This is a genomic window from Diaphorobacter sp. JS3050, from assembly GCF_013154915.1.
In the GTDB taxonomy this organism is placed as follows: domain Bacteria; phylum Pseudomonadota; class Gammaproteobacteria; order Burkholderiales; family Burkholderiaceae_C; genus Diaphorobacter; species Diaphorobacter nitroreducens.
In genome coordinates, this window is record NZ_CP053553.1 from 2,630,827 (window position 1) to 2,653,909 (window position 23,083).

17 protein-coding genes are annotated in these 23,083 nt (G+C 69.6%); 14 read left to right on the plus strand and 3 right to left on the minus strand.

What is annotated here, in order from left to right:
* The first annotated feature begins 3 nt into the window (after positions 1-3).
* Together ntrB and HND92_RS12660 are read left to right on the plus strand one after the other, a co-directional pair.
* Entirely contained in the window at positions 4-945 is a 942-nt protein-coding gene (gene ntrB / locus HND92_RS12655) for a nitrate ABC transporter permease (RefSeq protein WP_172207339.1), read from the plus strand.
* A complete protein-coding gene (locus tag HND92_RS12660) occupies positions 942-1,745 on the plus strand; it encodes an ABC transporter ATP-binding protein (protein ID WP_011805989.1) in 804 nt (267 codons plus the stop codon). Before ntrB ends, HND92_RS12660 begins: the two co-directional genes overlap by 4 nt.
* 176 nt (positions 1,746-1,921) lie before the next feature.
* Here the strand turns inward: HND92_RS12660 and HND92_RS12665 are convergent, their stop codons facing one another.
* Both HND92_RS12665 and HND92_RS12670 read right to left on the minus strand, forming a co-directional pair.
* On the minus strand, positions 1,922-2,359 hold the full coding sequence (locus tag HND92_RS12665) for a CBS domain-containing protein (RefSeq protein WP_011805990.1): 438 nt from the start codon (positions 2,357-2,359) through the stop codon (positions 1,922-1,924).
* Positions 2,360-2,538: 179 nt separating this feature from the next.
* Positions 2,539-3,198, minus strand: a complete 660-nt coding sequence (locus HND92_RS12670; RefSeq protein WP_047350494.1) for a DUF937 domain-containing protein — start codon at positions 3,196-3,198, stop codon at positions 2,539-2,541.
* Between the two features lie 376 nt (positions 3,199-3,574).
* Between HND92_RS12670 and HND92_RS12675 the strand changes: the two genes are divergently transcribed.
* The 8 genes from HND92_RS12675 to cobA all read left to right on the plus strand — a co-directional run bounded on the left by HND92_RS12675 (position 3,575) and on the right by cobA (position 18,169).
* Positions 3,575-4,915 carry an efflux RND transporter periplasmic adaptor subunit gene (locus HND92_RS12675; protein WP_172207342.1) on the plus strand — a complete coding sequence of 447 codons (1,341 nt, stop codon included), beginning with the start codon at positions 3,575-3,577 and terminating at the stop codon, positions 4,913-4,915.
* A gap of 18 nt (positions 4,916-4,933) precedes the next feature.
* Positions 4,934-8,101 (plus strand): efflux RND transporter permease subunit, encoded by a 3,168-nt coding sequence (locus HND92_RS12680; RefSeq protein WP_172207345.1) that lies wholly within the window; start codon positions 4,934-4,936, stop codon positions 8,099-8,101.
* Complete coding sequence (locus tag HND92_RS12685; RefSeq protein WP_172207355.1) at positions 8,098-9,684, plus strand: efflux transporter outer membrane subunit; 1,587 nt, start codon at positions 8,098-8,100, stop codon at positions 9,682-9,684. The genes HND92_RS12680 and HND92_RS12685 overlap by 4 nt, the downstream gene beginning before the upstream one ends.
* Before the next feature lie 488 nt (positions 9,685-10,172).
* Entirely contained in the window at positions 10,173-12,638 is a 2,466-nt protein-coding gene (gene nirB / locus HND92_RS12690; protein ID WP_011805995.1) for a nitrite reductase large subunit NirB, read from the plus strand.
* A gap of 76 nt (positions 12,639-12,714) precedes the next feature.
* Positions 12,715-13,104 carry a nitrite reductase small subunit NirD gene (gene nirD, locus HND92_RS12695; RefSeq protein ID WP_088886406.1) on the plus strand — a complete coding sequence of 130 codons (390 nt, stop codon included), beginning with the start codon at positions 12,715-12,717 and terminating at the stop codon, positions 13,102-13,104.
* 377 nt (positions 13,105-13,481) lie between these two features.
* Positions 13,482-16,340 carry a nitrate reductase gene (locus tag HND92_RS12700; protein WP_172207368.1) on the plus strand — a complete coding sequence of 953 codons (2,859 nt, stop codon included), beginning with the start codon at positions 13,482-13,484 and terminating at the stop codon, positions 16,338-16,340.
* A gap of 93 nt (positions 16,341-16,433) precedes the next feature.
* On the plus strand, positions 16,434-17,363 hold the full coding sequence (gene ybiB, locus HND92_RS12705; RefSeq protein WP_172207380.1) for a DNA-binding protein YbiB: 930 nt from the start codon (positions 16,434-16,436) through the stop codon (positions 17,361-17,363).
* Positions 17,360-18,169: a uroporphyrinogen-III C-methyltransferase gene (cobA, locus tag HND92_RS12710; RefSeq protein ID WP_011805999.1), complete on the plus strand. Its 810-nt coding sequence runs from the start codon at positions 17,360-17,362 to the stop codon at positions 18,167-18,169. Before ybiB ends, cobA begins: the two co-directional genes overlap by 4 nt.
* A gap of 4 nt (positions 18,170-18,173) precedes the next feature.
* Here cobA and HND92_RS12715 read toward each other — a convergent pair whose 3' ends face one another.
* Complete coding sequence (locus HND92_RS12715) at positions 18,174-18,674, minus strand: acyl-CoA thioesterase (RefSeq protein WP_011806000.1); 501 nt, start codon at positions 18,672-18,674, stop codon at positions 18,174-18,176.
* A 194-nt stretch (positions 18,675-18,868) separates the two neighbouring features.
* Between HND92_RS12715 and HND92_RS12720 the strand changes: the two genes are divergently transcribed.
* From HND92_RS12720 to HND92_RS12735, 4 genes are all read left to right on the plus strand, one after another.
* Positions 18,869-20,035 (plus strand): ABC transporter substrate-binding protein, encoded by a 1,167-nt coding sequence (locus HND92_RS12720; protein ID WP_172207382.1) that lies wholly within the window; start codon positions 18,869-18,871, stop codon positions 20,033-20,035.
* Positions 20,036-20,105: 70 nt separating this feature from the next.
* The gene (locus HND92_RS12725; RefSeq protein WP_172207384.1) at positions 20,106-21,347 is read left to right on the plus strand and encodes an NAD(P)/FAD-dependent oxidoreductase; all 1,242 of its coding nucleotides are present in this window, start codon (positions 20,106-20,108) and stop codon (positions 21,345-21,347) included.
* A gap of 102 nt (positions 21,348-21,449) precedes the next feature.
* Positions 21,450-22,655: an NnrS family protein gene (locus tag HND92_RS12730; RefSeq protein ID WP_123676044.1), complete on the plus strand. Its 1,206-nt coding sequence runs from the start codon at positions 21,450-21,452 to the stop codon at positions 22,653-22,655.
* Between the two features lie 69 nt (positions 22,656-22,724).
* Positions 22,725-23,024 carry a DUF2249 domain-containing protein gene (locus tag HND92_RS12735; RefSeq protein ID WP_011806004.1) on the plus strand — a complete coding sequence of 100 codons (300 nt, stop codon included), beginning with the start codon at positions 22,725-22,727 and terminating at the stop codon, positions 23,022-23,024.
* Positions 23,025-23,083: the final 59 nt, after the last annotated feature.

Genomic DNA, 23,083 nt, shown 5'->3' on the forward strand with positions numbered 1-23,083 from the left:
ACCATGGTCAGTGCCGTCTTTCACAGCCCGCTGGAGCCGCAAGCGCCGGCCGGCGCGTCCGATGCTTCCAAACCGATAGCTGCCAGCGCTTATCCCACAAGCGCTGCAGGCCCAAAACCCTCAGGGCCTGCCAACCCACCCCCGCGCAGCGACGCGCGCCAGCGCTGGAACGCCCTCTGGCTGGCCGTGCTGCCGCCGCTGTGCGGCGTGGGCCTGCTGCTGGGCCTGTGGGCCGTGGTCTCGGCCACCACGGGCCAGAGCATTCCTGGCCCGCTGCAGACCTGGGCGCAGGCGGTGGAGATCTTCAGCGACCCGTTCTACCGCAACGGCCCCAACGACCAGGGCGTGGGCTGGAACGTGCTGGCCAGCCTGCAGCGCGTGGCCGTGGGCTTCGGCCTGGCCGCGCTGGTGGGCATACCGGCGGGCTTCGTGATCGGGCGCTTCGCGTTCCTCTCGCGCATGTGCAACCCGGTCATCAGCCTGCTGCGGCCCGTCTCGCCGCTGGCGTGGCTGCCCATCGGCCTGCTGGTGTTCAAGGGCGCCAACCCGGCCGCCATCTGGACGATCTTCATCTGCTCCATCTGGCCCATGGTCATCAACACCGCCGTGGGTGTGCAACGCGTGCCGCAGGACTACATGAACGTGGCGCGCGTGCTCAACCTGAGCGAATGGAAGATCGCCACCACCATCCTGTTCCCGGCGGTGCTGCCCTACATGCTGACCGGCGTGCGCCTGGCCGTGGGCACGGCCTGGCTCGTGATCGTGGCGGCCGAGATGCTCACCGGCGGCGTGGGCATTGGCTTCTGGGTGTGGGACGAGTGGAACAACCTGAACGTCACCAACATCCTGGTGGCCATCTTCGTCATCGGCGGCGTGGGCCTGCTGCTGGAATGGGCGCTGGTCCGGCTGGCCACGGCCTTCACGTTCGAGGAGGTGCAATCATGAGCGACGCAAAATTCCTGCAGATCCAGGGGGTCGAGCAGACCTTCCGCACCGCCAAGGGCGTGTTTCCCGCGCTGCGCGGCATCGACCTGGCCATCGCCCGGGGCGAATTCGTGGCACTGATCGGCCACTCGGGCTGCGGCAAGAGCACGCTGCTGAACCTGATCGCGGGCCTGACCACGCCCACCGCCGGCGCGCTGATCTGCGCCGGGCGCGAGATCAAGGGCCCCGGTCCCGAGCGCGCGGTGGTGTTCCAGAACCACTCGCTGCTGCCCTGGCTGACCTGCGAAGGCAACGTGCACCTGGCCGTGGAACGCGTGTTCGGCGCGCGCGAGTCCAAGGCCCGGCTGAAGGAGCGCACCCACGCCGCGCTGGAACTGGTGGGCCTGGCCCATGCCGCGCACAAGCGCCCCGGCGAGATATCGGGCGGCATGAAGCAGCGCGTGGGCATCGCACGCGCGCTGTCGATGGAGCCCCAGGTGCTGCTGATGGACGAGCCCTTCGGCGCGCTGGACGCGCTCACGCGCGCACGGCTGCAGGACGAGCTGCTGGAGATCGTGGCGCGCACGCGCAGCACCGTGGTCATGGTCACGCACGACGTGGACGAGGCCGTGCTGCTGTCCGACCGCATCGTGATGCTCACCAACGGCCCCGCCGCCACCATTGGCGAGGTGCTGGACGTGGGCATTGCACGCCCGCGCAACCGGGTGGCGCTGGCGGAGGATGCGCGGTACCTGCAGTGCCGCAAGGCGGTGATCGACTTTCTCTACACGCGGCAGGGGCACGTGGAGAGAGCGGCTTGAGGGTTTTTGGGCTCTAGCGCTTGCTGGGCAAGCGCTGGCAGCTATTGTTTTTGATCATTTGCCCTTGGGTTTCATGCCGCTGGCCGGGGCGAGTCCCGGCCAGCGACGAAGAAACTCACACCGCAGGGCTTCACAGAGCCCGCGCCCCGCTCGGCACAGGCCCGCCCGGAACACCGTCACCGCACCCCCGTGATGTAAAGCTCCATCTGCTCGATGATGAACTGCTGCTCCGAGATCACGCTCTTGACCAGGTCGCCGATGGACACCAGCCCCACCACGCGCCCGCCCTCCACCACCGGAAGGTGCCGCAGCCGGTTTTCCGTCATCAGCGCCATGCACTGCTCGGCGCTCTGCGCGGGCCGCACGAAGCGCACCGCGCGCGTCATCACCTCGCTCACCGGGGTGTCGCCCGACGAGCGGCCCAACAGCACCATCTTGCGGGCGTAGTCGCGCTCGGTGAAGATGCCCGCGATCTGATCGCCTTCCATCACCAGCAGCGCACCGATGCCCTTGTCGGCCATGCGCCGCAGCGCGGTGAGCACGGTGTCCGAAGGTTCGACGGCATGGACCTGCCCATCGGCTTTGGTTCTGAGGATTTCTGCAACAGTCGTCATGGCTGCCTCCCTGGCTGTGGATGGAACGAAACCGAACACGCGCCCACAGTGTCCGCCGAACCAGGGCGGGCGCGCAACCGGGTTCAAAATTTGTTGCAACCAGGTGGTCGCAGCGCCCACGGGCCGGGCGAGTGCAGCTATGCTTTTGGAAGCTGCAGGCGCGGCCTGAGCCGCTGCGCTCAGCGCCGCCCACCCAGCAGGCTGCCGCCGATCTTGAACAGGTCGCCCAGGCCCACCTGGCCGTCGCCGTCCTGGTCCAGCAGGCTGCCCAGCAGATCGCCGCCGGGCGCGCCCGTGCGCTGCACCTGGGCGCGCTCCTGGCCCAGCACCTGCCCCAGGCCACCCGCGTCCAGTCCGTCGCTGCGCACCCGTTGCGCCAGGAACGCCATGACGATGGGCGCCAGCATCTGCAGCAGTTGGCCGGCGTTCGCCCCCAGTCCGCTGGCCTGGCCGAGGCCGGCTTCGGCCCTCTCGCGGCCGCCGCCGAAGATATGGCCCAGGATGGCGCCCGCATCGCCGCCCTGCCCGGCGCCGCCGGCCATGCCGCCGCCCAGCACCGACCCCAGCAGCCCGCCCAGGTCCAGGCCGCCGATGCCCTGGGCCGTGGCGTCCATGTGGTCGCGCTGCAGCGCCCCCAGCAGCGACTGCGCACCCTGCGGCCCCTCGGCGTTGCGCCCCAGGGCACCCAGCAGCAGCGGCAGGGCCATCTCCACGGCGCTTTGCGTCTGGGCGGTGTCGGTACCCAGGCGCTGGGCCATCTGCTGCAGCGGCGCCCCCTGCAGGTGCTGCAAAAGCTGCTGGGTCAGCAGCGGGGTGGATGCGGAAGTGGAAGTGTTCATGGCAGGCAACTCCTTCAGACGGTGGTGCGCGGCCACGGCAGCCGCGTCAGGCGTACATGGTAGGCGCTGCACGGCTTCGCTGCATGTCGGTAGCTATCATTTACATAGCTTTAGGCGCCGAACACCCAAGCCTCAAGCGCCGATTTAAAGCGCCAGCAGCCAACCCCCACATCCTGCCGGCGGGGGCTCTGCGGCGCGCGATGCCCTTTGACAATGCCTTGTAAAGAAGCATGAAGAATCGCTGCTACCACGGCAGCCTTGCCGTCAATGTGCGAAAGTGCAACGCGTGCCTGCAGAGCGGAGCGCCCTGCGACGCCCTTCCAGGCCCCGCTTTCCTGCTCTGCGCCACCCTTTCCAGACCTTGCGCCTTCGCCCCATGATCCACGCGACGACACCCGCGCCCATTGAGCGCCCCGCCCGCGCCCCCCGTCTTTCCGCTTCACCCGCTTTTTCCCCCTCGTGCACCTCTGCGGCCCGTCACGGCGCGCTCGCGCAGCGGCTGGCTGGCCTGGCCCTGGCGCTGGGCCTGGCGGCCTGTGGCGGCAAGGACGCGCCAGCCACCGAGCCACAGGGCCCCGCCGCCGTGGGCGTGGTCACCCTGCAAACGCGCGCGCAGCAACTGGACGCCACCTTGCCCGGCCGCACCCGCGCCTACCTGACCGCCGAGGTGCGCCCCCAGGTCTCGGGCATCGTGCAGCAGCGCCTGTTCACCGAGGGTGCGCTGGTGCGCAAGGGCCAGCCGCTGTACCAGATCGACGACCGCCCGCTGCGCGCCACCGAGGCCAGCGCCGAGGCCACCCTGGCCCGCGCCGAGGCCACGGCGCGCACGCAGGAGGCCAATGCGCGCCGCAATGCCGAACTGGTCAAGATCGACGCCATCAGCCGCCAGGCCCATGACGAGAGCCAGGCCGCGGCCGCGCAGGCCCGCGCCGACGTGGGCGTGGCCCGCGCCAACCTGGAGACGGCGCGCATCAACCTGCGCTACAGCCGCATCGAGGCGCCCATCGCCGGACGCATCAGCCTGTCCAGCGTCACCCCTGGCGCGCTGGTGACGGCCAACCAGGCCAATGCGCTCACCACCATCGTGCAGATGGACCCGATGTACGTGGACTTCACCCAGTCCAGCACCGAGCTGGTACAGCTCAAGCGCGACTGGGAGGCCGGCCGCTACCAGAAGGTGGACGGCAACCAGATGCGCGTGCGCATCCGGCTGGACGACGGCAGCGACTACCCGCACGAGGGCCGGCTGCAGTTCGCCGGCGTGATCGTCAACGACACCACAGGCACGGTGACGCTGCGCGCCGTGGTGCCCAACCCCGACGGCGTGCTCATGCCCGGCATGTATGTGCAGGCGCTGCTGCCCACGGGCCTGGCCAGCGACGCGCTGCTGATCCCGCAGCAGTCCGTGAACCGCGACCTGACGGGCCGCGCCAGCGTGCTGGTGGTTAACGCCGACAACGTGGTCGAGAAACGCCCCGTGGAACTGGCGCGTGCCTTGGGCAACCGCTGGCTGGTGGACAGCGGCCTGCAACCCGGCGAGCGCCTGGTGGTGGATGGCTTTCAACGCATCAAGCCCGGCAACAAGGTGGCGCCCCAGGTGGTGGACCTGAACACCAAGAAGGGCCCGGCCGCCGCGGCGCCAGCACCCGCCGCCAGCGCCCCCCCCGCGGCGGGCCAGAGCGTGGACATCACCGCCCGCCCCGGCGCATCCCGCTGAGCACGAGGTCAGGCGCACATGGCCCAGTTCTTCATCAACCGCCCCATCTTCGCGTGGGTGCTGTCCATCATCATCATGCTGGCGGGCGGCCTGGCGATCTTCACGCTGCCGCTGGAGCAGTACCCCGACATCGCGCCGCCGCGCGTGACCATCTCCGCGCAGTACACGGGCGCCTCGGCCGAGACCGTGGAAAACTCGGTCACGCAGATCATTGAGCAGCAGCTCAAGGGCATCGACAACATGATCTACATGGGCTCGACGTCGGATGCGTCGGGCCGCTCGGCCACCACCCTCACGTTTGCGCCGGGCACGAACATCGACGTGGCCCAGGTGCAGGTGCAGAACAAGCTGCAGTCGGCCATGAACCGCCTGCCCGATGCCGTGAAGAGCCGGGGCGTGTTCGTCAACAAGGGCGGGCAGGACTACCTGGTCACCTACAGCTTCTTCTCGGGCGACCCGAACATGAGCGCGGTGGACATCGGGGACTACCTGAACTCCAACCTCGTGGACGTGATCGGCCGCCTGGACGGTGTGGGCGACATTCGCGTGTTCGGCACCTTCTACGCCATGCGCCTGTGGATGGACCCGGCCAAGATGGAGAAATTCCAGCTCATGCCGTCGGACCTGATCAGCGCGCTGAACGCGCAGAACGCACAGGTCTCGGCGGGCCAGCTCGGCGCGCTGCCCGCCGTGCCCGACCAGCAGCTCAACGCCACCATCACCGCGCGCACCAAGCTGCAGACGGTGCAGGAGTTCGAGGACATCGTGCTCAAGACCGCCACCGACGGTTCGGTGGTCACGGTGAAGGACGTCGCGCGCGTGGAACTGGGCCCCGATAACCTGTCGGTCAAGGCCAAGCTCAACGGCCGCCCGGGCGCGGGCATGGGCATCGTGCTGGCCGACGGCGCCAACGCCATGGCGGTGTCGGACGCCGTGGCCGCCAAGCTGGCGGAGCTCAAGCCCTACTTCCCCAACCAGATCGACTATTTCGTCAGCTCCGACTCCACGCCCTTCGTGCGCGCCTCGATCCGCGAAGTGGCCACCGCGCTGGGCGAGGCCATGGTGCTGGTGGTGATCGTGATGTTCATCTTCCTGCAGAACTTCCGCGCCACGCTGATCCCTGCGATCGCCGTGCCAGTGGTGCTGCTGGGCACCTTCGGCGTGCTGGCCGCGGCGGGTTACTCGATCAACACGCTGACCATGTTCGCGCTGGTGCTGGCCATCGGCCTGCTGGTGGACGACGCCATCGTGGTGGTGGAGAACGTCGAGCGCGTGATGCACGAGTCGGGCCTCTCGCCCAAAGAGGCCACGCGCCACTCGATGCGCGAGATCACGCCCGCGCTGGTGGGCATCGGCCTCACGCTGTCGGCGGTGTTCGTGCCGATGGCGTTCTTCGGCGGCTCCACGGGGGTGATCTACCGGCAGTTCTCCATCACCATCGTGGCGGCGATGGCGCTGTCGGTGCTGGTGGCGCTCACGCTCACGCCGGCGCTGTGCGCCAGCATCCTCAAGCCGTCCGCCCACCTGGGCAAGGACCCGCAGGTGCGCCGCGGCCTGCTGGGGCTGAACGACCGCTTCTTCCTCTGGTTCAACCGCCACTTCGAGACCAACACGCTGCGCTACCAGCGCGGCGTGCGCTGGATGCTGCACCGCGCCAAGCGCATGCTGCTGATCTTTGCCGCCATCTGCCTGGCCGTGTGGTGGATCATCGGCCGCGTGCCGACGGCCTTCCTGCCCGATGAAGACCAGGGCTACATCCTGGCCAACGTCAACCTGCCCGCTGGAGCCACCGACGCGCGACTGCAGGACGTGCTGGACCAGGTGAATCTGTACTTCAAGGACGTGCCCGAGGTCATCAGCTTCAACCAGGTCTCAGGCCTGAACGGCGACCAGAGCTCGGCGCGCGCATTCATCCGCCTCAAGCCCTGGGACCAGCGGCCGCTGGCCAGCCAGTCCGCGGCGGCCATCGCCCACCGCGCCACCCAGGATCTGGCCAAGATCCGCGACGCGCGCATCTTCGTGTCGCAGCCGCCGGCCGTGCGCGGCCTGGGCTCCAACGCGGGCTTCAACTTCATGCTCAAGGACATCAACGGCCTGGGGCACGAGGCGCTGCTGGCCGCCAAGGACCGGTTCCTGGCCGAGGCGCGCAAGCACCCCGAGCTGACCAACCTGCGCACCACCAACCTGGACGACGCCACCGAGCTGCGCCTGGACATCGACGACCGCAAGGCCGCCGCGCTGGGCCTGAGCTACGACGCCATCAACAGCGTGCTCTCCAGCGGCATGGGCGGCACCTACGTGAACGACTTTCTGAACAACGGCCGCGTCAAGCGCGTCTACATCCAGGGCGACGCGCCGCACCGCATGCTGCCGCAGGACATCGGCAAGTGGACCGTGCGCAACAAGAACGGCGAGATGGTGCCGTTCGGCACCTTCTCCAAGGCCCACTGGGCCTATGGCTCGCCGCAGCTCATGCGCTACAACGGCGCGCCCGCCTATGAGATGGTGGGCAGCGCCGCGCCGGGCGTCAGCTCGGGCGTGGCCATGAAGATCGTGGAGGACATCCTGAAGGGCCTGCCCCCCGGCATTGCGTACGAATGGACGGGCGCCTCGCTGCAGGAGCGCCAGTCGGGCGCGCAGGCGCCGCTGCTGTACGCCATCTCGATCCTGTTCGTGTTCCTGTGCCTGGCCGCGCTGTACGAGAGCTGGACCGTGCCCCTGTCGGTGATGCTGGCCGTGCCGCTGGGCGTGCTGGGCGCGCTGCTGGCGACCTGGACGCGGGGCCTGGCCAACGACGTGTACTTCCAGGTCGGCCTGATCACCACGGTGGGTCTGGCCTCCAAGAACGCCATCCTGATCGTCGAGTTTGCCGTGCAGTTGCAGGAACAGGGCCGCAAGCTGCTGGATGCCACGCTGGAAGCCGTGCGCATGCGCCTGCGCCCCATCCTCATGACCTCGCTGGCCTTTGGCTTCGGCGTGGTGCCGCTGGCCCTGGGCACGGGCGCCGGCGCAGGCGGGCGCAATGCCATCGGCACGGCCGTGCTGGGCGGCACCGTGGCCTCCACGGTGCTGGGCATCTTCATGGTGCCGGTGTTTTTCCTGCTGATCCGCAGCTGGTTCAAGAGCCGCTCGCGCCAGGAAGACGCGGCCCAGCCTGCCCCCATCCATCCGGAGAGTGCCGCATGACGCGCCCCCATCCCTTCACGCCTGTGACCGCCGCCCTGGCCTGCGCCCTGCTGGCCGGCTGCAACCTGGCGCCACGCTACGAAGCGCCGCCGCTGCCCGTGCCGGACACGGTGGCATCGCCCCTGCCCCAGCCACCGACCGCCGGCGCCGTGGCGCTGCCGGACGGCGGCCCCATGGCCTGGCAAGACTTCGTGCAGGACGCCCGCCTGCGCACGGTGGTGGAACAGGCCCTGGCGAACAACCGCGACCTGCGCGTGGCGGTACTGGCCATCGACAAGGCCCGCGCGCAGTACGGCGTGGTGCAGGCCGACCGCTTTCCCACGGTGAACGCGGCCGGCGCGGGCAACCGCAGCCGCACCGCCGACGACCTGACCGCCGCGGGCCGCTCCAACACCACCAGCCAGTACAGCGCCACACTGGGCTTCAGCAGCTACGAGATCGACTTCTTCGGCCGCGTGCGCAACCTGAACGATGCCGCGCTGCAGGAGTTCCTGCGCGTGGCGGAGAACCGCCGCAGCGTGCAGCTCAGCCTGGTGGCCGAGGTGATCGGCGCCTGGCTCACGCTGGACGCCGACGCGCGCCGCCTGCAACTGGCACGCGAGACCCTGCGCACGCGCCAGCAGGCCCTGGAACTCACGCAGCGCAGCCATGAACTGGGCGCCAGCTCGGGCCTGGTGCTGGCGCAGGCCCAGTCGGCGGCCGACACTGCACGCGTGGATGCGGCCGCCTTCGTCTCGCAGCTGGCGCGCAGCCGCAACGCCCTGGCCCTGCTGGTGGGATCGCCCGTGCCCCCAGCGTTGTTGCCCGCCAGCGTGGCCACCGTGGAAACGGCCATGCCGGTCACGGCCATGGCGGGCCCGGCCACGGCTGCAACCCAGCCCTCTCCCGGCACCGGTACTGCGAACAGTCCTGCCCCCCGGTCCCCCGTCCCCGCGCTGGCCGATCCCGCGGCGCCCGCAACGGCGCTGCTGGCCGTGCCTGCAGACGTTCCGTCCAGCGTGCTGCTGCGCCGCCCCGACGTGCGCGCGGCCGAGCATGCACTGCAGGGCGCCACGGCCAATATCGGCGCGGCCCGCGCGGCGTTCTTTCCGTCGATCACGCTCACGGCCTCGGTGGGCACGGCCAGCAATGCGCTGTCGGGCCTGTTCGAGGGCGGCAACGGCACCTGGGCGTTCGCGCCGCAGATCCGCCTGCCGATCTTCGACGCCGGCCGCAACCAGGCCAACCTGCGCGTGGCCGAGGTGACGCGCGACACCGCCGTGGCCCAGTACGAGAAGGCCATCCAGACCGCCTTCCGCGAGGTGGCCGACGCGCTGGCCGAGCGCGCCACGCTCACCGAGCGCCTGCAGGCGCAGGGCTCGCTGGTGCAGGCCACACAGCGCACGCTGCAGCTGTCGGACGCACGCTTTCGCCTCGGTGCGGACAACTACCTCGCCGTGCTGGACGCGCAGCGCACGCTGTATGCCGCACAGCAGGCGCAGATCACGCTGCAACTGGCCGAGCAGGTCAACCGCGTGACGCTCTACAAGGTGCTGGGCGGCGCCTGGACGGACCCAACACCACCGCCGGCAGGCGGCTCCTGATTCCATCGCTGGCAGCGCTTGAGGGGCAAGCGCTGGACGCTGTTTTTGTTCAATTGCGGTGCACCGGGCGCGCACGCAGGGGCCGTGCCACCGGCACAACATCCCCTACGAGGTCCGGGCGCAATCAGGACGCCAGCGCTCGCACCATCGCGCCGCCACTTGCACCACGGCGGTGCGCAGCCCGCCACGCCCGCCCAAGCGCGCGATTGCTCCTAAAACCATAGCTGCTCGCACTTGTCCATCAAGCGATAGCGGACTATTCATCCCAACCCATGAGCGCACACCTCTCACCCCGCCGCACCCTGGCACGCCCATTGCATTGAAGCCAGCGCGGCCACGGTAGGCCGCAGCGCGTGCCCTCTCCAACGGCGGAGGCAGGGCTCGCGGGACGAAGGCGTCCCCACCCGCAACCAGGCCCCTGCCCGGTGCGGCGTGCGGACGCCTTTTTTGTTGATGTGGCTGCGCGGGGCATTCCCGCCGGGGAGACGATGGTGAAGCAATCCAGGCTGGTGATGGTGGGCAATGGCATGGCAGGCGTGCGCGCGCTGGAAGAGCTGCTCAAGATCGCGCCCGACCTCTACGACATCACGGTGTTCGGCGCCGAGCCGCACCCCAACTACAACCGCATCCTGCTGTCGCCCGTGCTGGCGGGCGAGCAGACGCTGGAGGAGATCGTCCTCAACGACTGGTCCTGGTATGCGGACCACCACATCACGCTGCACGCGGGGTGCACCGTGACCCACGTGGACCGCACGCGGCGCACCGTGCATGGCGTGGCGCAGGACGGCCGCACCGTCGAGGCCCCCTACGACCGGCTGATCCTCGCCACGGGCTCCAACCCGTTCATGCTGCCCATTCCGGGCCGTGAGCTGCCCGGCGTGCTGGCCTACCGCGACATCGCGGACACGCAGGCCATGATCGACGCTGCCGCCAGCTACAAGCACGCCGTGGTGATCGGCGGCGGCCTGCTGGGCCTGGAGGCGGCCAACGGCCTCATGAAGCGCGGCATGCAGGTCACCGTGGTGCATGCGGGCGAATGGCTCATGGAGCGCCAGCTTGACGACGTGGCGGGCAAGCTGCTGCAGCAGTCGCTGGCCGAGCGCGGCATGCAGTTCCTGATGCAGGCCCAAACGCAGGAACTGGTAGCCGGCGGCGACGGCCGCGTGGCCGCGGTGCGCTTCAAGGACGGCAGCGAGGTGCCCGCCCAGCTCGTGGTGATGGCCGTGGGCATCCGCCCCAACACGGCCCTGGCCGAGCAGATGCACCTGCACGTCAACCGCGGCATCGTCGTCAGCGACACGCTGCAGACCGTGACCGACCCGCGCATCTACGCCGTGGGCGAATGCGCGGCGCACCGCGGCATCGCCTACGGGCTGGTGGCGCCGCTGTTCGAGCAGGGCAAGGTGCTGGCCAACCACCTGGCGGAATGGGGTATCGGGCGCTACCAGGGCTCGCTCACCTCCACCAAGCTCAAGGTCACGGGCATCGACCTGTTTTCCGCCGGCGACTTCCAGGGCGGCGAGGGCACGGAGGAAATCGTGCTCAGCGACCCGCATGCCGAGGGCGGCGGTGTGTACAAGAAGCTGGTGCTCAAGGACGACCGGCTCGTGGGCGCCTGCCTCTATGGCGACACGGTGGACGGCAGCTGGTACTTCAAGCTGCTGCGCGACGGCCGCAGCGTGGCCGACATCCGCGACCGGCTCATGTTCGGCGAATCGCACCTGGGCGACGCGGGCCATCAGGGCCAGAACAAGGCCGCCGCCATGGCCGACAGCGACGAGGTCTGCGGCTGCAACGGCGTGACCAAGGGCCAGATCTGCAAGGCGATCAAGGACAAGGGCCTGTTCACGCTGGACGAGGTGCGCAAGCACACCAAGGCCAGCGCCAGCTGCGGCTCGTGCACCGGGCTGGTGGAGCAGATCCTCATGGCCACTGCGGGCGGCGACTATTCCGCCACGCCCAAGACCAAGCCCGTGTGCGCCTGCACCGACCACGGCCACCAGGCCGTGCGCGAAGCCATCCGCACACACCGGCTGCTGACCGTGGACGGCGTGTTTCGCTTCCTGGAGTGGAAGACGCCCAACGGCTGCGCCACCTGCCGCCCGGCCGTGAACTACTACCTCATCAGCACTTGGCCCAAGGAGGCGCGGGACGACCCGCAAAGCCGCTTCATCAACGAGCGCAGCCACGCCAACATCCAGAAGGATGGCACCTACAGCGTGGTGCCGCGCATGTGGGGCGGCGAGACCAGTGCCGCCGAACTGCGCCGCATCGCCGACGTGGTGGACAAGTACCAGATCCCCACGGTGAAGGTCACGGGCGGCCAGCGCATCGACCTGCTGGGCGTGAAAAAGGAAGACCTGGTCAACGTCTGGCGCGACATCGGCATGCCCTGCGGCCACGCCTACGCCAAGGCGCTGCGCACCGTGAAGACCTGCGTGGGCAGCGAGTGGTGCCGCATGGGCACGCAGGACAGCACGCAGCTCGGCAAGGACCTGGAGCACGCCTTCGTGGGCATGTACGCGCCGCACAAGGTCAAGTTCGCCGTCAGCGGCTGCCCGCGCAACTGCGCCGAGAGCGGCATCAAGGACGTGGGGATCATCGGCGTGGACTCGGGCTGGGAGATGTACGTGGCCGGCAACGGCGGCATCAAGACCGAGGTGGCGCAGTTCTTCACCAAGCTCAAGACCGCCGAGGAGGTGCTGGAGTACACGGGCGCCTTCATGCAGCTGTACCGCCTGGAGGGCTGGTACCTGGAGCGCACGGTGCATTTCGTCGCCCGCGTGGGATTGGACTACGTCAAGCGCCGCGTACTCCAAGATGCCCCCGGCCGCCAGGCGCTGTGGCGCGAGCTGCAGGACGCGCTGGCGGGCGAGCCCGACCCGTGGTTCGAGTTCGAGCCGGCAGCGGTGGACCGGCGCCAGTTCATCCCGATCACGCCGATCCCCGCATGAACGTTGGCATGAGTTTCAGTCAAAAGTGCCTGTCACGCCCTGCCAGCAAGCGCCAACAGCTCCTAAAGGAATAGCTATGACCACCTGGACCCCGATCTGCTCCCTGGACGACATCCCCGTGCTCGGCGCGCGCCGCGTGGCCCGCCCGCACGGCATGGACGTGGCCGTCTTCCGCAACGACGCCGGCGGCGTGTTCGCCCTGCTCGACCGCTGCCCCCACAAGGGCGGCCCCTTGAGCCAGGGCATCGTCTTCGGCAACAGCGTGGCCTGCCCGCTGCACAACTGGACCATCGGCCTGTGCGACGGCCAGGCCGCCGCCCCCGACGAAGGCTGCACGCCGCGCTTTCAGGTCAAGGTGGAAGCCGGCACCGTCTACCTGGACGCCCAGGAGCTGGCCCACCACGCCCTGGACCTGCAACGCCCCGTGGCCGGCCCCGCGCTGCGCTGCAAGGCAAACCCACCATGACCCCGCGCAGGCGCAACGTGCCGCGCAAGGCCAGGCCGAGCGCAGCGATGGCCCGAATGGGCTGTCCGGTTTCCTGGTTCCCTTCAGGATGCGCCGAGGAGCGCAGCGGCCAGCGGATCAGGGCTCGCGATTGTTTGAGCGCCAAAGGCGCGAGTTCGAGCGAGACCCCGCTGGACGCGAGCACCGCAGGTTGCCCGCAGCGAAGCGGAGGGACGCAGCCTGTAGGGTCGTCTTTCTTTGGCCTACCTTTCTTTGACGAAGCAAAGAAAGGTAGGTGCGCCGCCGGGCGCACATCCCGGCCAGCGACATCAAAAAAATATAGCTACCCGCGCCCGCCTATCAAGCCTTAAAGCCCCAAAACCCCAAGAAACCACGCCATGAAAGAAACCCCCTCCACCTGCCCCTACTGCGGCGTAGGCTGCGGCGTGATCATCCAGTCCGACGGCGACACCATCACCGGCGTGCGCGGCGACCCCCACCACCCCGCCAACTTCGGCCGCCTGTGCACCAAGGGCAGCACCCTGCACCTCACCGCCAGCCGGCCCGTCACACTGCAGACCCGGCTGCTGCAACCCCAGCTGCGCCCGCAGCGCGGCCAGGCAGCGCACCCCATCGACTGGGACGCGGCTCTCGACACCGCGGCGCAGCGCTTCGCCGCCACCATCGACCGCCACGGCCCCGACGCGGTGGGCTTCTACCTGAGTGGCCAGTTGCTCACCGAGGACTACTACGTCTTCAACAAGCTGGCCAAGGGCCTGATCGGCACCAACAACATCGACACCAACTCGCGCCTGTGCATGAGCAGCGCCGTGGCCGGCTACAAGGCCACGCTGGGCGCCGACGCGCCGCCCGCCTGCTACGACGACCTGGCCCACGCGCAGTGCCTGTTCATCGCCGGCAGCAACACGGCCTGGGCGCACCCCATCGTGTTTCGCCGCATCGAGGACGCGCGCGCCGCCAACCCGGCCATGAAGATCATCGTGGCCGATCCGCGCCGCACCGACACCGCGGCCATGGCCGATCTGTTCCTGCCCCTGCTGCCGGGCAGCGACGTGATGCTGTTCAACGCCATGCTGCACGTGATGCTGCGCGAGGGCTGGGTGGACCAGGGCTACATCGCGCGCCACACCAGCGGCTTTGCCGATCTGCAGGCCGTGGTGCAGGACTGCACGCCCGAGCGCGCTGCCGCCGTCTGCGGCCTGCCGCCGCAGGACATTGCCACCGCAGCGCGCTGGTTCGCCGGCGTGGAGGGCATGGCGGGGGGTGGGCCGCGCCGGCCCACGCTGAGCCTGTACTGCCAGGGCCTGAACCAGAGCACCAGCGGCACGGCCAAGAACGCCGCGCTGATCCACCTGCACCTGGCCTGCGGGCAGATCGGCCAACCGGGCGCCGGCCCCTTCAGCCTGACGGGCCAGCCCAACGCCATGGGCGGACGCGAGGTGGGGGGCCTGGCCAACCTGCTGCCCGCGCACCGCGACATGGCCAACCCCGACCACCGCGCCGAAGTGGCCCGGCTGTGGGGTGTGGAGTCGGTGCCCGCGCGGCCCGGCAAGACCGCGGTGGAAATGTTCCAGGCCGCGGCCGACGGCGAGATCAAGGCGCTGTGGATCGCCTGCACCAACCCCGCGCAGAGCCTGCCCGACCAGACCACCGTGCGCCGCGCCCTGCAGCGCGCCGAGTTTGTGGTGGTGCAAGAGGCCTTCGCCACCACCGCCACCGCGCAGTACGCCGACCTGCTGCTGCCCGCCACCACCTGGGGCGAAAAGACCGGCACCGTCACCAACAGCGAGCGCCGCATCAGCCGCGTGCGCGCGGCAGTGGCCGCACCCGGCGGCGCGCGGCACGACTGGCAGATCGCGCTGGCGCTGGCGCAGCGGCTGGAGAGGCACCTGCGCCCCGGCCAGCCCACGCTGTTCCCCTACACCGGCGACACGGCGCAGGCCTGCGCCGAGGCCATCTGGAACGAACACCGCGAGACCACGCGCGGGCGCGACCTGGACATCACCGGCCTGACCTGGGCCGCGCTGGAGGCCGACGGGCCGCAGCAGTGGCCCTACCCGAGCGGCGCCCGCACGGGCCGCGCGCGCCTGTATGCGGACGGCGTCTTTCCCACTCCCGACGGGCGTGCGCGCTTCGTCCCCACGGCCTGGCAGCCCCTGGCCGAGCCGCCCAGCGCGCGCTACCCGTTCAGCCTGACCACGGGACGCCTGCGCGACCAGTGGCACGGCATGAGCCGCACCGGCACGCTGGGGCGGCTGTTCGGCCACGCGTCCGAGCCCGCGCTGCAGATGCACCCGCAGGACCTGCAGCGCCTGCAGCTGGCCGCTGGCGACCTGGCGCATGTGACCAGCGCGCGCGGCTCCATCATCGCGCCCGTGCAGGCCGACGACACACTGGCACCCGGGCAGGCCTTCATGGCCATGCACTGGGGCGGCGAATACCTGGGCGGGCGCTCCAGCACGGGCCGGCCGCTGGCGGGCGTGAACGCGCTCACCACGCCGGCCTTCTGCCCTGGCTCCAAACAGCCGGAGCTCAAGCACGCGGCGGTGAAGGTGCTCAAGGCCGAGTTGCCCTGGACGCTGCTGGCCATGGCCTGGCTGCCCGAAGATGAAGCCCTGGCCGCGCGCGAGGCCCTGGCCGCGCTGATGCCCGAACTGCCCTTCGCCCACTGCGTGCCCTTCAGCGGCGCCGCGCCGGCGGCAGGTCCCGCGCGCACGGGCGTTCTGCTGCGCGGTGCCGCGCACGAGGCGCCGCCACCGGCCCTGCTCGCGCGCATCGAGCACCTGCTGCACCTGGACGGGCCTGGCACGCTGCGCTACGCCGACCGCCGCCGCGCCCAGCACCGCGCCGCGCGCCTGCAGCGCCAGGCCGACGGCCGCACCACTTTGGACGCACTGCTGCTGGCCGGCAATGGCAGCGCTGGCGGCTGGCTGCGCACGCTGCTGCAGGAAGAACTGCCCGTGCAGACCTATGGCCGGTTGCTGCTGCTGCCCACCCAACAGCCGCCCGTGGCCGTAGCCGCACGCGGCAAGCGGGTGTGCGTCTGCCTGAACGTGACCGATACCGACATCACCGAGCGCCTGGGCCAGTGCCAGGGCAGCCCGGCCGAGCGCCTGGCGCAGTTGCAGGGCGCGCTGCGCTGCGGCACGCAATGCGGCTCCTGCGTGCCCGAGCTCAAGCGCATGGTGCAGGCGGCGGTCGCGGGCATAGGCACCACTGCGGTGCAGGCAGCGTGACGCGGCACGCAATCCGCCGCACGCATATAACAGGCGGTTATCAGACATGCCGCAGAATGGACACCACTCGTCCCACCCGCCAGCCAATACCCCATGGGCATCAGCCACTACATCAAGGAAATCGGCCGCGGCGCACGCGGCGCCAAGGCGCTGGACCGCGCGCAAGCCGCCGACCTGTTCGGGCAAGTGCTCGACGGCCAGGTGACCGATCTGGAGATCGGCGCCTTCTGCGTGGCCATGCGCATCAAGGGCGAGACCGCCGAGGAAATGTGCGGCCTGCTGGACGCGGTGCATGCGCGCATGGCCGCCATACCGGCCTGTGCGGACGGGCAGCCGCTCATCGTGCTGCCCAGCTACAACGGCGCGCGCAAGCTGCCCGTGCTCACGCCGCTGCTGGCTCTGCTGCTGGCGCGCGAAGGCCTGCCCGTGCTGCTGCACGGCATGCGCACCGAGGCGCGCCGCGTTCTGGCATCAGATGTGCTTGAAGCGCTGGATATACCTGCGCTAACAGCTCCTCGATCCATAGCACCCGGCAGCGTGGCGCACATCGGCACCGCGGTGCTGCTGCCCGGGCTGGCGCGCCTGCTGGCGGTGCGCGAGGTGATCGGCCTGCGCACACCGGGGCACAGCGTGGCCAAGCTGATGAACCCCTGCGCCGGCCCGGCGCTGGTGGTGAGCAGCTTCACACACCCCGAATATTTCGACATCCTGAGCGGCACCTTTGCCACGCTGGGCGCGCACGCCCTGCTGTCGCGCGGGCTGGAGGGCGAGGTGGCGGCCGACCCGCGCCGCACGCCGCGCTACGACGCCTTCATTGGCGGCGCGCACCAACTGCTGCAAGACCAGCAGCCCGGCACGGCCGCCGAAGTGCCCGGCCTGCCGACCGAGATCGACGTGGCCACCACCGCCGCCTATACCCGGCGCGTGCTGGCGGGCGATGCGCCCGTGCCCCCTGCCCTGCGCCAGCAGGTGGAACATATCTTGCACTTGAGCCGTCAAATCACTGCACAGGCCTCGTCATGACCACACCTTCTCTTCCAGCCCATGCAGGCAGCTGCACCCTGGTGGGCGCCGGCCCCGGCGACCCCGAGCTGCTCACCCTCAAGGCGGTGAAGGCCATCCAGGCCGCCACCGTGCTGCTGGTGGACGACCTGGTGAGCGACGCCATCGTCGCCCTGGCCCGCCCCGGCGCCCGCGTCGTGCATGTGGGCAAGCGCGGCGGCTGCAAGAGCACGCCCCAGGCGTTCATCGAAAAGCTCATGCTCACCGCCGTGCAGGAGGGCGAGACCGTGGTGCGCCTGAAGGGCGGCGACCCGTTCATCTTTGGGCGGGGCGGCGAAGAGGTGGAGCACCTGCGCGCGGCGGGCGTGCCGGTGCAGGTGGTCAATGGCATCACCGCCGGCCTGGCGGGCATGACGCAGCTGGGCGCGCCGCTCACCCACCGCGAACATGCGCACGGCGTGGTCTTCATCACGGGCCACAACAAGCCTGGGAACCAAGGCACCGACTGGCGCCAGCTGGCCGCCACCGCGCGCGATGCACGCCTGACCCTGGTGATCTACATGGGCGTGACCGGCTGCGCCCACATCCAGGAGGAACTGCTCACCGGCCTGCCTGCGCACACGCCGGCGGTGGTGATCCAGCATGTGAGCCTGCCGCAGCAGCGCCACGCGGTGACCACGCTGGGCCAGTTGCAGTCCACCATCACCCGCGAGGGGCTGGCCAGCCCCTCGGTGATCGTGATCGGCGACGTGGTGCGCGGCATCCAGGCCGTGGCGCACGGCGAAGATGCAGCCCCGGTAGCAGGCACGCGCAGCCGGGCGGTGTGACCGCTCAGCCGGCGGCGCTGGCCTGCGCCGCCTGGCGGATCTGCGCGAAGCGCTCGGCCTGTTCCTTGCGCAGGGCCTTGCGCAGCAGCGCGGCCTCCCAGCGGCGGCGCTCGTCGTAGCTGGTGGGAGCCAGCGGCGGCACGGGGGTGGGTTTGCCCGCATCGTCCACCGCCACCATCGAGAAGAAACAGCTGTTCACATGCCGCACCACCTGGGTGCGGATGTTCTCGGCCACCACCTTGATGCCGATCTCCATGGACGATGTGCCCGTGTGGTTGACGCTGGCCAGGAAGGTCACCAGTTCGCCCACGTGGATGGGCTGCAGGAACATCACCTGGTCCACGCTCAGCGTGACCACGTAGCTGCCCGAATAGCGGCTGGCGCAGGCATAGGCCACCTGGTCCAGCAGCTTGAGGATGGCGCCGCCGTGGACGTTGCCGGAGAAGTTGGCCATGTCGGGCGACATGAGCACGGTCATGCTGAGTTGGTGCGCGGGAAGGTGCATGGCGGTATTAGAGCGTGTTTACGCCGACCGTGCGAGGCCGGAGCACGTGCCTTCACCCGCCACGCCCCGTGTCACACCCGCGTCACGGTTTCTTGGTTTCCCCCAGTGGGCGCGTGCGCCGGCGTTCCTAGCATGGCCCCTGCGCTGCCCATGGCGGTGCAGCGCCAGCCCAATACAAAAAGCAGGGAGCTCCCATGACCACGCCGTTCATCGTCCACCCTTGTGCGCCGCGCAGGCGGCTGCTGCAATCGCTGTGCGCAAGTGCCTGTGCGCTCGCGTGGCCGGCGCTGGCCCAGCAGCGCTCGGCAGACGCCAAGGCAGCCATCCTCATCGGGCGCTCCTCGGCACTGTCGGGCCCCATGGCGCCGTTCCTCACGCCGGTGCACGAGGGGCAGGAAGCCGCCCTGGCGGACTTCAACGAGGCCGGCGGCGTCACAGGGCGCAAGGTGCAGCTCGTGTCCCTGGACGACAAGTTCGACGCTGCGCTTGCCCTGGACAACGCGCGCAGACTCGTGCAGGACAGCGGCGTGATCGCGCTGTTCGGCCAGGCCGGCACCTCGCAGGTGCTGGCGCTGCTGCCCTACCTGGCGCAGGCGCGCACGCCGCTGGTGGCCGTCTACACCGGCAGCCCCGCAGTGCACGGCGCGCGCAGCCCCTACCTGTTCACCACCAGCGCCAGCTACGCGGACGAGCTGGTGAAGATCGTGCGCAACCTCGTGGCCATTCAGACCACGCGCATCGGCGTCGCCTACGAGAACAACGACTTCGGCAAGCTCGCCCTGCCCCTGGTCGAGAAGGCCATCACGGCCGAGGGCGGCACCTTCGTGGGCGCCCATGCCATGCACAGCAGCGGCCAGGACGCCGAGGCCGCCGCCAAGGCCCTGGCGGCCCTGCGGCCGCAAGCCGTGGTGATGATTGCCGCGGGCCCGCCCGTGGTGGCCTACGTGCGCGCCAACAAGGCGCACCTGGGCGTGCCGGTGTACACGCTGTCGCTGGGCGCGGGTGCGCAGGTCATCCGCGCGCTGGGCAGTGACGCGCGCGGGCTGGCCGTGGCGCGCACCACGCCGCCGCCCACGCGGCTGACCACCGCCGTGGCACGCGAGTTCCAGGCGTCCATGAAGCGCCACGGCCACCCCGTGGACTACGACCGCTTCAGGGGCTACCTGGACGCGCGCATCCTCATTGAAGGCCTGCGCGCCGCGGGCCCTTCGGTGACGGGCGCATCGCTGGCGGCGACCCTGGAAGGACTGCACAAGGTGGACCTGGGCGGCTACACCTACCAGTACAGTGCGCAGAATCGCAATGGCTCCAGCTACGTGGACATTGCCGTGATCGGGCCCGACGGCAACTACATGCACTGAACTGCCTGCACTGCACGGCCTCGGAGCCCGTACGCGACAATCGGCGGCTTTGCCCGCCAGGTTGCTGCCCGTGTCCACACCCTTCTTTGATGCCGTCATCATCGGCGCCGGCGCCGCCGGCCTGTTCTGCGCCGCCCAGGCGGGCCAGCGCGGGCTCAAGGTGCTGCTCGTCGACCATGCCGACAAAGTGGCCGAAAAGATCCGCATCTCGGGCGGTGGGCGCTGCAACTTCACCAACCGCGACCTGGACGTGCGCGCGCCGCACAAGCACTTCGTGGGGCAGAACGCGCAGTTCTGCCGCTCCGCGCTGTCGCGCTACACGCCGGCGGACTTCATCGCGCTGGTGGAGCGCCACGGCATCGCCTACCACGAGAAGCACAAGGGCCAGCTGTTTGCCGACCGCTCGGCCGAGGACATCATCGCCATGCTGCTGGCCGAATGCGCCCAGGGGCGCGTGGAGCGCTGGCAGCCCTGCGGCGTCAAGAATGTAGTCTTTTTGGCAGATGAGGCAGGCGGCTCAAGCGCTGGCAGCTATCAAATTGATACCGATCGCGGCCCGGTGCAAGCACGCAGCCTGGTGGTGGCGACGGGCGGGCTGTCCATCCCCAAGATCGGTGCCACGGACTTCGGCTACCGGCTGGCGCAGCAGTTCGGACTGCCGCTGGTGGCGCAGCGCCCCGGCCTGGTGCCGCTGACCTTCGACGGCCAGGCCTGGGCGCCCTACGCGCAGCTTGCCGGGCTGGCGCTGCCGGTGGAGATCAGCACCGGCGCCAAGAAGGAACGCATGGCCTTCGTGGAAGACCTGCTGTTCACGCACCGCGGGCTGTCGGGCCCGGCCGTGCTGCAGATCTCCAGCTATTGGCAGCCGGGCACGCCGCTGGCCATCAACCTCGCACCGGGCGTGGACCTGCCGGCCGCACTGGCCCAAGCCAAGGTGCGCTCGCGCAAGCTGATCGCCAACGAACTCGCCGCGCTCGTGCCCAGCCGTCTGGCCGACGCCTGGGCCAGCCAGATCGTGGACTGGCAGCGCCCCATCAACGAAGCCGCGGACAAGGCCCTGGCGCGGTTGGCCGAGCGGCTGGCGCGCTGGGAGCTCACCCCCACGGGCACCGAAGGCTACAAGAAGGCCGAGGTGACGCTGGGAGGCGTGGACACGCGCGCCCTGTCGCAACAGACCATGGAATGCAAGGCCCAGCCGGGCCTGTACTTTATCGGCGAGGTGGTAGACATCACCGGCTGGCTGGGCGGCTACAACTTCCAATGGGCCTGGGCCAGCGCCCACGCCTGCGCCCAGGCCCTCCCGCTCCACTGAACGCCCTCCGTCTCTAGGGGCCGTCTGCGCGCGAATTTCTGGCCGATTTTTAATATTCATGTAAAATGAATCTTAAGAAAACCGCCCTGCCAAAGGCCCGCCATGTCCCTGCCCCCGCTCGTCTCCGCCTCCCGCCCGGCCCAGTCCGCCGCTCCGCTGCACGGCTGGCCTTTGCTGCGACTGGGGTTTCGGCCCTTCTACCTGGGCACGGCCCTGCTGGCCTGTCTGGCGGTGCCGCTGTGGATAGCGATCTTTCTGGGCCGCATCCAGGTGCCGTTGCCGATGTCACCTTTGCTGTGGCACGCGCACGAGATGCTGTTCGGCTTCGCCGCAGGCGTGGTGGTGGGCTTTCTGCTCACCGCCGTCAAGGCCTGGACCGGCCTGGAGACGGCCCGCGGTCCGCTGCTGGGCGCGCTGGCCCTGCTGTGGCTGGCCGCGCGGCTGGCTTCGCTGGTGGCGCCCTACGCCGTCTATGCCACGCTGGACATGCTGCTGCTGCCGGCCGTGGCCGCCGTGCTGCTGCGCGTGCTGATCAAGGCCGGCAACAAGCGCAACATTCCGCTGATCTGCCTGCTGCTGCTGATGGCTGCGGCCAACCTGGTGTTCCATCTTTCGGTGCTGGGCATCGTGGCGGTGCCGGCCGTGAGCGCGCTGTATGCCGAGCTGGCGCTGATCCTCATGGTGGTGAGCGTGATCACCGGCCGCGTGGTGCCCATGTTCACGCGCAACGTGACGCCCGGCCTGGTCATCAACATGCCGCGCAAGTTCGAGCTGTCGCTGCTGGCCGTCACGGCCGTGGCGCTGGCGCTGTGGGTGTTCGCAGCGCCCGCGCCGGTGGTGCTGGTGGCCAGCCTCGCGGCGGGTGTGATGCATGCGGTGCGGCTGTGGAAGTGGCATCCGCAGGTCACGTTCAAGCGCCCCATCCTCTGGATCCTGCACGCTTCGTACGCATGGCTGCCCCTGGGCTTCGTGCTGCTGGCGCTGGCGCAACTGGGCTGGGTCGTGCCGTCGCTGGCCGTGCATGCCTTTGCCGTGGGCGTGATCGGCGGGCTGATCATCGGCATGGTCACGCGCACCGCGCGCGGCCATACGGGCCGGCCGCTGCAGCCCTCGCGCGGCGAAGTGGTGGCCTATGCCCTGGTGATGCTGGCCGCCGTGCTGCGCGTGCTGGTGCCCGCCGTGCAACCCGCGTGGTACGCCTATGCGCTGGAAGGCGCCGCCTGCCTGTGGGCCATCGCCTTCGCGATCTACCTCGTGATCTACACACCCTGGCTGATGCGCACCCGTCTGGACGGCAAGGACGGCTGATGCCGGCCCATGCCTCACAACTGCAAGCTCCCTCCCCCCTTTTTTTACACACACCCGAAAGGTTGAACCATGAGCAACACCGTTTCCGTGATCGACGTACGCACCATCGCTCCTTATGAGCGCCATGCGCAAATCTTTGGCCGCCTGGACGCGCTGGGCGCGGGCGAGTCGCTGCAGATCGTGAACGACCACGACCCCGTGCCGCTGCGCATGCAACTGGAAGGCCGCGCACCCGGCCAGTTCCAGTGGGCGTACCTGGAGGCAGGCCCCCGACAGTGGCAGATCGAAATCACCAAGCTGGCATCCAAGACCCAGGCTGCCGCAGAGGCTGAAGACTCCTGCTGCTCGGGCGGTGCCTGCTGCGGCTGATCGGCGAAGCCACTCAACCAAAGCAAAAGGGGCAGGTATCACCTGCCCCTTTTTGATCG